The 13849-nt window shown below is 71.4% G+C and carries 10 protein-coding genes and 1 pseudogene; 7 read left to right on the top strand and 4 right to left on the bottom strand.

Annotated elements, in window-relative coordinates:
* A partial coding sequence (locus tag FFT21_RS21430; RefSeq protein ID WP_307722953.1) for an alpha/beta fold hydrolase occupies window positions 1–938 on the bottom strand: 938 nt, incomplete at its 3' end.
* Window positions 939–1199: 261 nt separating this feature from the next.
* Window positions 1200–1685: an FIST C-terminal domain-containing protein gene (locus FFT21_RS21425; RefSeq protein ID WP_192909674.1), complete on the bottom strand. Its 486-nt coding sequence runs from the start codon at window positions 1683–1685 to the stop codon at window positions 1200–1202.
* A 680-nt stretch (window positions 1686–2365) separates the two neighbouring features.
* Here FFT21_RS21425 and FFT21_RS21415 point away from each other — a divergent pair.
* A pseudogene (locus tag FFT21_RS21415) lies at window positions 2366–2536 on the top strand (TauD/TfdA family dioxygenase); the annotation flags it as partial.
* A gap of 100 nt (window positions 2537–2636) precedes the next feature.
* Here FFT21_RS21415 and FFT21_RS21410 read toward each other — a convergent pair.
* Window positions 2637–3902: a glycoside hydrolase family 16 protein gene (locus FFT21_RS21410; protein WP_137815707.1), complete on the bottom strand. Its 1266-nt coding sequence runs from the start codon at window positions 3900–3902 to the stop codon at window positions 2637–2639.
* A 312-nt stretch (window positions 3903–4214) separates the two neighbouring features.
* Here FFT21_RS21410 and FFT21_RS21405 point away from each other — a divergent pair, with 312 nt between their 5' ends.
* The 5 genes from FFT21_RS21405 (at window position 4215) to FFT21_RS21385 (ending at window position 11293) form a co-directional block, all read left to right on the top strand.
* A complete protein-coding gene (locus FFT21_RS21405; RefSeq protein WP_192909673.1) occupies window positions 4215–6347 on the top strand; it encodes an ATP-binding protein in 2133 nt (710 codons plus the stop codon).
* A gap of 161 nt (window positions 6348–6508) precedes the next feature.
* Window positions 6509–8128: a fatty-acid--CoA ligase FadD8 gene (gene fadD8 / locus FFT21_RS21400; protein ID WP_137815705.1), complete on the top strand. Its 1620-nt coding sequence runs from the start codon at window positions 6509–6511 to the stop codon at window positions 8126–8128.
* A gap of 368 nt (window positions 8129–8496) precedes the next feature.
* Complete coding sequence (locus tag FFT21_RS21395) at window positions 8497–9585, top strand: Re/Si-specific NAD(P)(+) transhydrogenase subunit alpha (RefSeq protein WP_137815704.1); 1089 nt, start codon at window positions 8497–8499, stop codon at window positions 9583–9585.
* The gene (locus FFT21_RS21390) at window positions 9585–9911 is read left to right on the top strand and encodes an NAD(P) transhydrogenase subunit alpha part 2 (RefSeq protein WP_137815703.1); all 327 of its coding nucleotides are present in this window, start codon (window positions 9585–9587) and stop codon (window positions 9909–9911) included. Before FFT21_RS21395 ends, FFT21_RS21390 begins: the two co-directional genes overlap by 1 nt.
* Entirely contained in the window at window positions 9911–11293 is a 1383-nt protein-coding gene (locus tag FFT21_RS21385; protein ID WP_137815702.1) for an NAD(P)(+) transhydrogenase (Re/Si-specific) subunit beta, read from the top strand. Before FFT21_RS21390 ends, FFT21_RS21385 begins: the two co-directional genes overlap by 1 nt.
* 87 nt (window positions 11294–11380) lie before the next feature.
* Here the strand turns inward: FFT21_RS21385 and FFT21_RS21380 are convergent, their stop codons facing one another.
* The gene (locus FFT21_RS21380) at window positions 11381–12586 is read right to left on the bottom strand and encodes a cytochrome P450 (RefSeq protein ID WP_137815701.1); all 1206 of its coding nucleotides are present in this window, start codon (window positions 12584–12586) and stop codon (window positions 11381–11383) included.
* Between the two features lie 131 nt (window positions 12587–12717).
* On the opposite strand from FFT21_RS21380, the gene FFT21_RS21375 reads away from it, so the two are divergent.
* A complete protein-coding gene (locus tag FFT21_RS21375; protein ID WP_137815700.1) occupies window positions 12718–13617 on the top strand; it encodes an NAD-dependent protein deacetylase in 900 nt (299 codons plus the stop codon).
* The last annotated feature ends 232 nt before the right edge of the window (window positions 13618–13849 follow it).

Genomic DNA, 13849 nt, shown 5'->3' with positions numbered 1-13849 from the left:
TGGGATGCCGGGCGGCCAATCCCCCTGGGCCATCGCTGGCGGAGGCATGGAAGCCATACCCGGCACCCCTGGGTCGTCGGAACCCTACGACCGGCCCCGAGCGACACAGGAAGAAGGTAAGGAGGCGTGTTACTACGCGTGGTGCGGCCGGCGGCTAACGGATCGGTCGCCGCCCACGCGGCCAGCGTGGGCTGCACCGCGGTGTAGACGTCCGGGTCGAGACCCATTCCGGTGTGCGTGCTGCGCACCTCCACGCACCTGGCAGAGGGATCGAGGCACAACCGCCAGGGCACGATGCCGTCCAGCCGGGAGTACACCGACAGCGCCGGGACACTCGGCGGGAGAGATTCCGCGAGCGCGCGCAGCGTGGCTCGGGAGCAGTCGCCGGACAGGCAGTCGGCATCCAGCACACCGGGCAGGCCCAGGCCGGCGAGCCACGCCAGCAGGCGGGCCAGGCGCACGGCGTTCGAGCGCACACCGACCGGATTGAGCACCGGACTGGCCAGCATCACCAGACCGCGCACCAGGTCCGGGCGGCGAACCGCCGCCAGGCGGCCGAGCCAGCCGCCGCGGCTCTGCCCGAGGACGATCACCCGCCGCCCGGTGGCCTCGGCGTGTTCCGCGAGCCGTGCCTCGATGCGCTCGACCAGCTCCATGGTGCAACCGACGTTGAGGCCGATCCGCGCCGCGGCCGGGTGGTAGCCGCGCGCCCGCAGCCAGGTGCTGGTCAGCGTGAGACTGCGGTCGCCGAGGCCGAAACCGGGAACGAGCAGCACGCCCTGACCGCCGCCCTGGTCCGGGTCCACCTGCCGCCACACCGGGTGGCGCAGCAGCCGAGGAACCATGCGGACCGTCTCGCAGACGAGCTGCTCCCGGACCGAGCGACGCAGCCTGCGGTTTGCTCGCCGGACGCGCTGGCGCGCTCCATGCACACCCATCGCCCCACCTCCGCTCCTCCCCGGTGCGCCACCGGATTACCTCCGCGCACCCTCGTCGGCGGCACGCCGCAGGTCCTCCTCGCCGTACGTGTCGATGACCAACTGAGCGGCCTCGCGGGACTGACGTCTGCCGCGGCGCCCACAGTGCTCATCCCCGCGCGTCGAGGTGTTTCACTTCTGCGCGGTACCCGCCCGCGTCCACCGACATGCCATGCTACGGACGGTGACGATCCGCGCGCGGGCGCGGCTTCGCGGGGCCGTTCAGCCCAAAGCCAGCACGGTGAGCGTCTGGTTGTGGAACCCGTCGATGCCGCGGGTGCGGGCGATCTCCCCGTAGGTGTAGAAGCCGGCGTAGGGCAGCCCGTCGGCGTGTTTGGCGATTCGCCTGTTCTCCCGCTGGATGCCGTCGGACCCGAGGACCGGCCGGGGCGCGGCGCAACTGAACGTCAGCAGGCCCACGGGATCGCGCTCACCCAGCCCGGCGAGTACCTCGGTGCAGGCGGCGTCGGTGGCGGCCAGGATCGAGGTCTCGTCACCGGTCATGGCCCACACCAGGCCACCGGGGTCGATGGCACCGCCACCACCGATCGAGCGGCCCTCGATGTCCATCTCCGTGCTCATGTTGTGGGGTTCGACGCCGCTGCGCCGTTGCACGCCCAGCGGCCGGGGAAGCGCGAACCTGGTGAAGGCGGCGGGATCGGTGTACGCCTCGGGTGGTGCGCCGAGCCGTTCCAGGTAGACGTCCATGGCCGGACGGTCGTCCAATGTGTACACACGGCCGTCTCGGCTGCTGGTGACGATCAGCCTCGGCTCCCGCCTGCACGTCGATCTGCGGCGGCAGCCGAGCGCCACCTGTCTCGCCGCTCGCTGATCGCTCTCCGAAACCACGTTCCGGCCGGTTTCCGCCCGAACGACAGTTCCTCTTCGCTCCGGTGCCAGCCACGGACGCGCGCGCTCCTCGAGCCGCGCCGGCAACGGTTTCTTCAGCATTTCTCCATCCCGTCAGCAAAGGACTACCGGTGGCCACTTCGCGACGAGACCGTCGAGGAGATCGCGAAGGTGGAGCCGCTGGTGGTGCCGCCGGTCAACACGGAGCAGTCGCTGCGCCAGCGGCGGATCGACGTCGGCGTGCTCGGTGACATCCTGCGCGACAGGGCGCTGGCGAACGGTGGCATCCGCCAGCTGTTCAACGACTTCGAGCTGCTGGGCAGCTTCACCGCGGCGGCTACGTGCTCACCAGGAAGTTCATCGCGCAGAACCCGAACACGACACGAACCTTCGTCACCGGCGTGGCCAAGGCGATCGAGTGGGCCCGGACCAGGCCGCGCGAGGAGGTCATCGCCGGCTTCACCGTGTTCCAGCAGTACGCGTTGCTGCCGTGGCGCACGGCGCAGGGCAATGTCGAGTTCGGACTGGAGGCGGTGGGTGTCGTGTTCGACAACCGCGGCACCCAGCACTACGCGCCGGACGACTATGGCGACCTGCCTCGCCGGCTGCACCGGGTGACCGTGGCCGGGGACGCCCCGGTCGGGATCGCCGGAGCCCGCAGCTACGTCGTGGCGGGCGACGGGGCGGCGCACCACACGCCCGCGGTCTGACGCCACGGCCGGCGCGCCGGCGAACGCCTCCCCGGGCCGGCCGGGAGCGATCGCGGCGCGCCGGCCGCCGCGCGCGTGCCGCTCGGCCGGGACGGCGGTGTTACGGCACGTTCCAGGTCTGGTTGCCGCTGCCGTAGCAGTCCCAGACCTGCAGCCGGGTGAGGTTGGCGGAGCTGTTGTTCGTGGCGTCCAGGCATCTGCCGGAGTTCGGGTTGAACAGTTGCCCGTTCGACTCCACCAGCCACTGTTGCGCGCCGGTGCCGTTGCAGTCGTAGAGCTGCACGGGCGTGCCGTTGGCGGTGCCGGCGCCGGTGACGTCCATGCACTTACCCAGCGCGCGGATCGTGCCGTCGGTGCCCATCGTCCAGTTCTGCGCCGCGGTGCCGTTGCAGTCGTAGAGCTGCACCGCCGTGCCGTTCGCGGTGTTGGCCCCGTTCACGTCGACGCACCTGCCGCCGATGCCGGTGATCTGGCCGGTGGCCGCCGTGGTGGGGCTGGCCGGAGCGTAGACGCGCACGTAGTCCACCAGCATCCGCTGCGGAAACGACGTCGACCCGTCCGGGCTGCCCGGCCAGTTGCCGCCGACGGCGACGTTGAGCAGCAGGAAGAACGGGTGGTCGAACACCCAGCCGGAGCCCGAGGCCGCCCGGTACCGGGTGTCGTAGACCTGGCCGTCCACCGAGAACGAGATGTGGTCGGGGTACCAGTCGGCGGCGAAGGTGTGGAAGCCGTCCGCGAACGCGCCGCCGGGCAGCGTGTAGGTGCTCGTGGTGTCGAAGCTCGGGCCGTGCAGGCTGCCGTGCACGCTGGCCGGCTCGCGGCCGATGTTCTCCATCACGTCGATCTCGCCGGAGGCCGGCCAGCCCACGCTGCCGATGTTGTTCCCGAGGGCCCAGAACGCCGGCCACATCCCCTGCCCGCGCGGGATCTGGATGCGGGCCTCGAACCGCCCGTAGGCCTGGCTGAACGTGCCGGCGGTGAGCAGGCGCGCCGAGGTGTACCGGCAGGTGCCGTACCAGCAGGAGTACTGGGCGGCGTCGTCCTGCCGGGCCTGGATGACGAGGTTCCCGGCGCCGTCCAGGTAGGAGTTGTTCCGGTTGCCGGTGTAGTACTCGAGTTCGGCGTTGCCCCAGCCGCCACCGCCGGTGTCGTACCGCCAGCGGCTGGCGTCCGGTGCCGTCCCGCCTTGTCCTGTGAACTCGTCGGACCAGGTGAGCCGCCAGGACGCGGGTGCGCCCGCCGCGGCCGCGGGCGCCGCGGAGAGCACCTGCCCGGCCACACCGACCGCCGCTCCCGTCGCGCCGATGGCCAGTGCCAGTGCCACCGGCGCGGTGCGCCACCGCCGTAATCCGCTCCGCGAACCCATCTGCGACCTCCCGCCTCGTCGAGGATCGATTGCCGGCCTGCTTAATGGTCTATACCTCTGTTCTGCCGGAGAGTGTTGTCCGGGCCGGCCGGCCGGTCAAGGTCTGGATGGGAGCGCTCTCACTGAGCCGTTCGGGCGTGCCCGCCCGTCCTCGCCCGGCACCGCGGTGGTCATCGGCGCGCCGGTCGCCGCGCGTACCGGGTGCCCAGCACGTCCGGGAGAAGGCGTGGCGCCGGCAGATCCTTTTCGGAACGGAATCGTGGCCGGCGAGATCTTTTTGACCATTTTTCCAGAAAAGCCTAGCGTGTGGTCGTGGCTCGGAGCACATCCCGGCGGGCCGTCAACCTGCCGGGAGAGCTGAGTAGTTTCGTGAATCGCCGGGCCGAGTTGGCCACGGCGGAAGAGCTGCTCCGTTCTTCACGGCTGGTCACGCTCATCGGACCCGGTGGCGTGGGCAAAACGCGTTTGGCGCTGCGCGCGGCCCGGCAGGTGGCCGACACGTGCCGGGACGGCGTGTGGTTCGTCGACCTGGCACCGCTGCAGAACCGGGCGCTGCTGGCGCACACCGTTGTTCAGGCGCTGCGCGTCGGCGAGCAGTCCACCCGTGACCCGATGGACGTGCTGGTCGGCTACCTGCGCGCGAAGCGGCTGCTGCTGGTGCTGGACAACTGCGAGCGGGTGTCCGCCGAGTGCGCCGAGATGGTGAGCACGTTGCTGCGCGCCGCGCCGAAGCTGCGGGTCCTGGTGACCAGCCGGGAGGTGCTGGGCGTCGCGGGCGAGCAGATCCTGCCGGTGGGCCCGCTGGAGGCACCGGATCCGGAGTGGATGGGTTCGTTCCGAAGGAGTTCGGAGAACCACGCCGTGGCGCTGTTCGCCGAGCGTGCGCACGCGGCGGCCGCGGGATTCCGCATCACGCCGCGGAACGAGGCCACCGTGGCCCGGCTGTGCCACCAGCTGGACGGCCTGCCGCTGGCGATCGAACTGGCCGCGGCGCGGCTGCGGATCTTCCCGCTGGACGTGCTCGCCTCCCGGCTGGACGACCACGCGCGCCTGCTGCTTCCCGGCTTCCGGGGCCCGACGGAGCGGCACCGTAGCCTCTACGCGACGTTGAGCTGGAGCTTCCAGCTCTGCGAGGACGCGGAGCGGCGCATGTGGGAGCGGATGTCGGTGTTCTCCGGTGCCTTCGACCTCGCCGCGGCGGAGGATGTCTGCGCGGGTGGGGACATCCACGCGGAGGCGGTCCTCGACCTGGTGAACGGGCTGATCGACAAGTCGGTGCTGCTCCGGGAGGAACACGGCGGGCAGGCGCGGTACCGGTTGCTGGACACGGTGCGCCAGTTCGGGCTGGAACGGCTGCGGGAGACCGGCGAGGAGGCCGAACTGCGCCGGCGGCACCGGAACTGGTACCTGAACCTGGCGCGGCAGGGGGACGCCGAGTGGTTCGGCCCGCACCAGGTGGCCTGGTTCACCCGCCTGCGGCGAGACCACGCCAACCTGCGTGCCGCGTTGAGCTACTGCCTGTCCACCCCGGGTGAGGTCCGGGCCGGGCTCCGCATGGCGGCCACGCTGTGGTTCTACTGGTTGGCCTGCGGTTACGTCGCCGAGGGCTGCTACTGGCTCGAGCGCGGGCTGGAACTGGACACCGAACCCAGCGGTGAGCGGGCCACGGCGCTGTGGGTGAACAGCTTCATCACGACGTTCCAGGGCGACAACCCGTCCGCGGTGCGGATGCTCGACGAGGCTCGGGACCTGGCCCGCGAGTCCGGCGACGAGTCGACGCTGGCCTACGTGACCCAGATCCGCGGGCTGGCCGCACTGGCCCGCGGTGACCTGGCGGAGGCCGAGCCGCTGCTGACCCACAGCCTGGAACGGCACGAGGCGCTGGACCAGTTCGGCGCGATCGCGGCCACCGGCTGGGTGATGCTGGCCTATGCGGCGGTCGGCCAGGGTGACTTCGATCGGGCCGTCTCGCTCAGCCAGCGGTGCCGGGCGCTCAGCGAGCGGCGCGGCGACATCTGGGCACGGTCGTGGGCGCTGTGGGCGCTGTCGCTGGTGGAGTGGACCCGGGGCCGGCCGAGGCAGGCGGCCGAGTACGCGCGGGAATGCCTGCGTATCAAGCAGATCTTCCATGACGTCCTGGGCATGGCCTTCGCCGTCGACATGCTGGCGTGGACGGCCGCCGCCGAGGGCGCCGGCGAACGGGCGGCCGTGCTGCTCGGTGGGGCCCAGACGACCTGGCAGACCATGGGGGAGCCGCAGGCCGGTGCGCCGCACCTGGTCGAGTCGCGGGAGCGCAGCGAGGCGACCGCCCGTCGCTCGCTCGGCGACCGCGCCTTCGACCAGTCCTTCAAGCGCGGCCTGCGGTTCGACGTGGACGAGGCCGCCAACTACGCCCTGGCGACCGGCGAGCCGGGTGCGGAGACCGCGTCCCCGCCAGCACCGTGACTCCGGGCATATCGCTAGTATCTGTTACAGTCTTACGCCGACCAGTTCCTCCCACGCATCCGAGATCAGTCGTTGCTCGCTTGGATAACGTGTTCTAGTTTCGGGCGGGTGGGTCGGACGGAGCGTGCCGGTGGCGCGCCGGATGAGTCGGAAGGACTGCCATGAACGACGAAGCGATGCGGCTTCCGAACCACCTCGGTCACCTGACCATCGCCGCCCTCAACCGCCACCGGGACCGGCCGGTGCTGGTACTCGGCGAGACCACCATGACGGGCGCCGAGACGGCCGCTCGGATCAGCCAGTACGCCCAGGCTTTCGACGCGCTCGGCGCCGGCACCGGCGCGCCCGTGGCCCTGCTCTCCCTCAACCGTCCCGAGGTGCTGCTGATCATTGGCGCCGGCCAGATCCACGGCTCCCGGCGGACCTCGCTGCACCCGCTGGGCTCACTCGACGACCACGCGTACATCCTCAACGACGCGGGCATCACGACCCTGATCATCGACCCGGTCCCGGCCTTCGTCGAGCGCGCGCTCGGCCTGCTCGACCGGGTTCCGGGGCTCGCCCAGGTGCTCACCATCGGGCCGGTGCCGGACGAGTTGGCCCACGTGGGCCGGGACCTCACCGCGGTGGCCGCGGCGTACCAGCCGAAACCGCTGGTCGCCGCGGAGTTGCCGCCCGACCACGTCGTCTCGATCACCTACACCGGCGGAACCACCGGCAAGCCCAAGGGCGTCGTGGGCACCGCCTCCTCGATGGCGGCCATGACGCAGATCCAACTCGCCGAATGGGAGTGGCCGGAGTCGCCGAAGTTCCTCATCTGCACGCCGCTATCGCACGCCGGCGCCGCGTTCTTCGCACCGACCCTGATGAAGGGCGGCTCCCTGGTCGTGCTGCCCAGGTTCGACCCGGCCGAGGTGCTGCGCACCATCGAGGAGCAGCGGATCACCGCCACCATGCTGGTGCCGACCATGCTGTACGCGCTGCTGGACCACCCGGACTCGCGCACCCGCGACCTGTCCTCGCTGCGGACCGTGTACTACGGGGCGGCGTCGATCAACCCGGTCCGGCTGCGCGAGGCGATCGACCGGTTCGGGCCGATCTTCGCGCAGTACTACGGCCAGTCCGAGGCCCCCATGGTGATCAGCTACCTGGCCAGGCGGGACCACGACGACAAGCGGCTGTCCTCCTGCGGGCGCCCGTCCGCGTTCCTGCGCACCGCGCTGCTCGACCAGGACGGCAACCCGGTGCCGGTGGGCGAACCCGGCGAGATCTGCGTGGCCGGGCCGCTGCTCGCGGCCGGCTACTGGAACCTGCCCGAGGTCACCGCCGAGACCTTCCGGGACGGCTGGCTGCACACCGGCGACGTCGCCCGCGAGGACGAGGACGGCTTCTGGTTCATCGTCGACCGGGTCAAGGACATGATCGTCACCGGTGGGTTCAACGTCTTCCCGCGCGAGGTCGAGGACGTGGTCGCCGAGCATCCCGCGGTCGCGCAGGTGGCCGTGATCGGCACCCCCGACGAGAAATGGGGCGAGGCGGTGACCGCGGTCGTCGTCCTCCGCGAGGACACCCCGCGCGACGCCGCGTCCGCCGAGCGGCTGACCGGCGAGATCACCTCGGCGGTGCGCGAGCGCAAGGGTCCGGTGCACGCCCCCAAGCGGGTCGTCGTGGCGGACTCGCTGCCGGTGACCGGGCTCGGCAAGCCGGACAAGAAGGCGCTGCGCGCCCGATACGCCGGCGACCAGGCCGGCCCGGCGCCCGAGCGCGTGGCCGCCGGGTAACCACCTGGTTCGCCCGCGGAAAGCCGTCCGCCGTCCCCGGGTGGCTTTCCGCGGGCGCCGGTCCGCGCCGCGGCACGCGCCCGCGCGGCGGTGTCGCGCCGTCGCCATTCGGCGGGAGCACCACTAATCGTGGGGACGCCTTTCCGGTGCGCAACGCGGATTGCGGCGACCGCCACGCCGTACCCGGCACACGGCGGGTCGGATTTTCGGTAACCCGCGCAGGGATCCGCTGATCGACTACCCGTTCGGTGGACTGTCAGCATTCGGCAAGAACCCCGTCACTACCTACAACGGGTCGACTTCTACAATGGAGCGTCGAGTTCGGAACAACGGCGAGCCGGGCGTAGGCGGATCGGGAAGCGGGTCGGATGAGCAGCACGGTAGGAGTGCCACGCGAGACGAACGCCGGGGAACGCCGGGTCGCGCTGGTGCCGAAGGTCGTGGAACGGCTGTGCGCACGCGGAGTGCGCGTCGTGGTGGAGTCCGGTGCCGGACTGGGCGCGCTGATTCCGGACGCGAGCTACGCCGAGGCCGGGGCCAAGATCGGTGATCCCTGGTCGGCCGACGTGGTGGTGAAGGTCACCCCGCCCACGGCGGAGGAGATCGGTCGGCTGTCCTCCGGCGCCACCCTGATCGGCTTCCTGGCGCCGTTGACCTCTCCCGAGACCGTGACGGCGCTGCGCGACGCGGGAGTCACCGCCTTCGCGATGGAGTCCATTCCGCGGATCTCCCGGGCGCAGTCCATGGACGCGCTGTCCTCGCAGGCGACCGTGGCCGGTTACCGGGCCGCGCTGCTCGCCGCCGAGCACTCCACCCGGTTCTTCCCGATGCTGACGACCGCGGCCGGCACCGTGAAGCCGGCGACCGTCCTCGTGCTGGGCGTGGGGGTGGCGGGCCTGCAGGCGCTGGCCACGGCGAAGCGGCTCGGCGCCCGGACGACCGGCTACGACGTCCGTCCCGAGGTGGCCGACCAGGTGCGCTCGGTCGGGGCGCAGTGGCTGGATCTCGGGATCGCCGCCGTCGGCGAGGGCGGCTACGCCCGCGAACTCACCGAGGACGAGCGGGCCGAGCAACAGCAGCGCCTCGAGGAGGCCGTCACCGGGTTCGACGCCGTCATCACCACGGCGCTGGTGCCGGGCCGGCGGGCGCCGACACTGGTCACCGCGCAGGCGGTCGAGGGGATGCGCCCCGGCAGCGTGGTGGTCGACCTGGCGGGGGAGTCCGGCGGGAACTGCGAGCTGACCGAGCCCGGCGAGGTCGCCGTCCGGCACGACGTCACCATCGTCTCGCCGCTCAACCTGCCGGCCACGATGCCGGAGCATGCCTCCGAGTTGTACGCGCGCAACGTCCTCGCGTTGCTGGAACTGATGCTCGACGACGCCGGCACCGTGGCGCCGGACTGGACGGACGAGATCCTCGCCACGTCCTGTGTGACCCGCACGGAAGGAGACGGCTGATGGACTCCGGCAGCCTGCTCGCGAACGTCGCGATCCTGGTCCTCGCCGGGTTCGTCGGCTTCGCGGTCATCTCGAAGGTGCCCAACACCCTGCACACGCCACTGATGTCGGGAACCAACGCGATCCACGGCATCGTGCTGCTGGGTGGCCTCGTGGTGCTCGGCGAACTGCGGGATCCCTCGGTGCTGGACTCGGTCATCCTGGTGGTGGCGATCGCGTTCGGCACCATCAACATCGTCGGTGGGTTCCTGGTGACGGACCGGATGCTGGGCATGTTCAAACCCAGGGCGTCGCGCGAGCGCGCCGGTGAGAAGGGCGACGCGTGATGGCCACCCTGGTGACGGTGCTCTACATCGTCGCGTTCGGCTTGTTCATCACCGGCCTGATGGGGCTGACCGGCCCAAAGACCGCGGTGCGCGGCAACAAGATCGCCGCGCTGGGCATGGCCGTGGCGGTGGTCGCCACGCTGCTGCGGGTCGAGAACAACTGGCCGCTCATCGTGGTCGGACTGATCCTGGGTACCGCGGTGGGCATCCCGTCCGCGCGGCGGGTGAAGATGACCGCGATGCCCCAGATGGTGGCCCTGTTCAACGGCGTGGGCGGCGGCGCGGTGGCGCTGATCGCGTGGTCGGAGTTCCGCACCTCCGGCGGGTTCGCCGACACCGCCACCTACGTCGCGGCCGCCTCGGTGTTCGCCGCGCTCATCGGGTCGGTGTCGTTCTGGGGGTCGCTGATCGCGTTCGGCAAGCTGCAGGAGATCCTGCCGGGCCGCCCCATCGGGTTCGGCAAGCGCCAGCAGCCGGTGAACCTGCTGATGCTCGTCGCCGCGGTCGCGTGTGCGGTGCTCGCCGGGCTCGGCGGCGCCTCGCAGGCCTGGATGATCCTGCTGCTGGTGTTCGCCGCGGTGCTGGGCGTGATGGTCGTGCTGCCGATCGGCGGCGCGGACATGCCTGTCGTCATCTCACTGCTGAACGCGCTGACCGGCCTCTCGGCGGCGGCCGCGGGTGTCGCGCTGGGCAACACCGCGATGATCGTCGCGGGCATGATCGTCGGCGCGTCCGGGTCGATTCTGACCAACCAGATGGCTCTCGCGATGAACCGCACCGTCCCGGCGATCGTCGCAGGCGGGTTCGGCGGCGGCGGCGTGCTTCCCGGTGCGGGCGACGGGGTGGAGCGGACCGTCAGGTCGGTGTCCGCCTCGGACGCCGCGATCCAGATGGCCTACGCCAGCCAGGTCGTCGTGGTGCCCGGGTACGGTATGGCGGTCGCGCAGGCCCAGCACGCCGTCAAGGACATGGCCAACCTGCTGGAGGCCCGGGGCGTCGAGGTCAAGTACGCGATCCACCCGGTGGCCGGGCGGATGCCGGGGCACATGAACGTGCTGCTCGCCGAGGCCGACGTGCCGTACGACGCGCTCAAGGACCTGGACGAGATCAACGACGAGTTCGCCCGCACCGACGTCTCGCTGGTCATCGGGGCGAACGACGTCACCAACCCGGCGGCGCGCAACGACGCGTCCAGCCCGATCTACGGCATGCCGATCCTCAACGTCGACGAGAGCCGCGCCGTCATCGTGCTCAAGCGGTCGATGAGCAGCGGGTTCGCCGGGATCGACAACCCGCTGTTCTACGCCGACCGCACCTCGATGCTGTTCGGCGACGCGAAGAAGTCCGTCACGGAGATCGTCGAGGAACTCAAGGCACTCTGACAGCCGGTTCCGGAACTGGACTGGCCTGCGATGCTGATTTCGGGAACGCGCCGGGGCGCGCGTTCTCAGAACAGGCACTGACGGGAATCACGACGGAGCCGGGACCGCGACGACCATGCCGCGCAACTCGTAGCCGCTGATCGGCTCCTTGAACGACACCCGCGGCGCGCTGGCCATCCGCACGCCCGGCAGGGCGAGGAGCCGAGTCAGAAAGATGTCGGACTCCAGGATGGCGATGGTGGCACCCGGGCACTTGTGCGCACCGTCCCCGAAGGACAGGCCAGCAGCGCCGGCGCCGGCGCCGGCGGCGAGCGGGCGGCCCGGGCACACGGCGAGGGCCTGCTCGCCCATCGCCCGCGGGTCCACGTTGGTGGCGCTAACGTCGATGTCGATCACCTCGCCGGGCGGGACGGTGACCACCTCGCCGTCCTCGGCCGGGAGGTCCACGGGCGCGGTGGTGCGACGCCTGAGGTGGCCGATCACCGGTTCCAGCCGCAGCAACTCGTGCAGGATCGCGAGCCGTTCGGGTTCGTCGGCCGAGCGGTAGCGGTCCCGGAGCGTGTCGTCGGTGAACAGGTGCCAGGCCGCGACGTTGACGAACTCGCGCGTGGTCACCATGCCCGCGGCGGCGAACGTGATGCATTCGCCGAGGATCTCGGCGGCGGAGCAGCCCTCGTCGAGCAGGTAGGAGATCAGGTCGTCGCGCCGTTGCCGGCGGCGGGCACGGACCGCGGGGCGGACGTCGGCGAGGTACATCCCGGCCCAGTTGACGACCTGCCGCCAGACCCAGTACAGGCCGTTGAGGCTGGTGAAGCCGGGCTCGCCGAACTCTTCGGGGAAGAAGCGCTCCAGCCGGCGCCGCAGGCCCGGCCGGCTTTCGGTCATCCCGAGCACCGCGCAGGTCACCTCGATGGCCAGGGCGAAGCTGAGATCCGACAGGTCCGCGCGGCCGGCCCCGCGCAGCATGTCCAGTTGCGCCTCGGCCGCGCGCTCCATGATCGTGCGGTAGTGCTCGTCCACCCGGCGCGGCGTGAAGAACCTGGCGGTCTGCCTGCGGTGCTCGCGGTGCTCCGCACCGTCCCGGTACAGCACCGGCCGCCGGATCCTGGCAGGCATCCTGCTGACGGTCTCCACCCCTAGTCCCGCCTGGACGGTGCCGGGGCTGCGCAGTGCGGTCCGCGCGGCGGTGAAACCGCGGACCAGCCACACCCCGTCGGAACCGCGGCTGACCGGGCAACCGTGCTCGGCCTCGCCGCGACGGATCTTGCGCGCGTTCGTCTCGCCGGTCGACATCCGGGGGCGATCCTTCCCATGCTGGGTTGCTCACACCATGATCCACCGAGCCACGTCGTTCCGGAACCGGGTAGGCGGTCCCGACCGCGGCGCCGAGCCGCTAACCGGCCGGCGCACGTAGGCTTTCGGTCATGCGCACGCGGCCGACGCTCACCTGGACGCCCACCGGGGCGCCGTCGCCGGGTTCGACCAGCCTGGACGAGGTCGTACGGATCGTCGGCGAGGGTCGGGTCGTGGTGCTCAGCGGCGCCGGGCTGTCCACCGAATCCGGAATACCCGACTACCGCGGCGAGGCGGGCAGCCTGCGGCGGCACACGCCGATGACCTACGACGAGTTCGTCCGCAGCGCGGAGAACCGCCGCCGGTATTGGGCCCGCAGCCACCTCGGTTGGCGCACCATCGCCCGCGCCCGCCCCAACGACGGGCACCGTGCGGTGGCCGCGCTGCGCGTGCACGGCTACCTGTCCGGCATCATCACGCAGAACGTCGACGGCCTGCACCAGGCCGCCGGCGCCCCCGGCGTCGTGGAACTGCACGGCAGCCTTGACCGGGTGGTGTGCCTGGACTGCCGGCGCACCAGCGCGCGGGAGGACCTCGACCGGCGGCTGCGCCTGGCCAATCCGACCTTCGAGGCCACCGTGACCCGGGTCAACCCCGACGGGGATGTCGATCTCCCTGACCGGGTCGTGCGCGGCTTCCGCCTGGTCTCCTGCGCCGCGTGCGGGTCCGGGTTACTGAAACCGGACGTCGTGTTCTTCGGTGAGAACGTGCCACGCCCTCGGGTGGAGCGCTGCTACCGACTCGTCGACGAGGCCGGCGCGCTGCTCGTCCTCGGCTCCTCGCTCGCCGTCATGTCGGGGCTGCGGTTCGTCCGGCATGCCGCCCGGGCGGGCAAGCCGGTACTCATCATCAACCGGGGCGCCACGCGCGGGGACGAGCATGCGTCCGTCCGCGTCGACCTTCCGCTGGGCCGCGCCCTCACCGAACTGGCCGCCCGCCTGGGCGTGCCGGTCGCCGCGCCCCGGGCCTGAGCGCACCGCGGGCGACGCCCACCCGGTCGATGCCCGCGCGGCCCTTGAGCACGGTCGCGCCCGCGTGTTGCCATGGAGATGTGCTGGTGACACTGCTCGACGCGTGCTGGCCTGCTCGCCGCGTGTCGCTGTTCGACCAGTCGTGTCGGTAGCCACGCACCGTCGCGCACGTCGGTGCCGAGGTGACGTGCGGTGGGGTGCGTGGCACGCCCGGTAAGCCCACCGACCATTC

The sequence above is a fragment of the Gandjariella thermophila genome (genome assembly GCF_005405885.1).
GTDB lineage: Bacteria > Actinomycetota > Actinomycetes > Mycobacteriales > Pseudonocardiaceae > Gandjariella > Gandjariella thermophila.
Note: the sequence above shows the minus strand (reverse complement) of the source record. Positions and strands in the feature narration are given on the sequence as shown.

Coding starts and splice junctions, on each gene's coding strand:
- FFT21_RS21385 (WP_137815702.1), top strand. CDS start 9,911: ATGGCCACCCTGGTGACGGTGCTCTACATCGTCGCGTTCGGCTTGTTC.
- FFT21_RS21375 (WP_137815700.1), top strand. CDS start 12,718: ATGCGCACGCGGCCGACGCTCACCTGGACGCCCACCGGGGCGCCGTCG.
- fadD8 (WP_137815705.1), top strand. CDS start 6,509: ATGAACGACGAAGCGATGCGGCTTCCGAACCACCTCGGTCACCTGACC.
- FFT21_RS21390 (WP_137815703.1), top strand. CDS start 9,585: ATGGACTCCGGCAGCCTGCTCGCGAACGTCGCGATCCTGGTCCTCGCC.
- FFT21_RS21425 (WP_192909674.1), bottom strand. CDS start 1,685: ATGGACGTCTACCTGGAACGGCTCGGCGCACCACCCGAGGCGTACACC.
- FFT21_RS21395 (WP_137815704.1), top strand. CDS start 8,497: ATGAGCAGCACGGTAGGAGTGCCACGCGAGACGAACGCCGGGGAACGC.
- FFT21_RS21380 (WP_137815701.1), bottom strand. CDS start 12,586: ATGTCGACCGGCGAGACGAACGCGCGCAAGATCCGTCGCGGCGAGGCC.
- FFT21_RS21410 (WP_137815707.1), bottom strand. CDS start 3,902: ATGGGTTCGCGGAGCGGATTACGGCGGTGGCGCACCGCGCCGGTGGCA.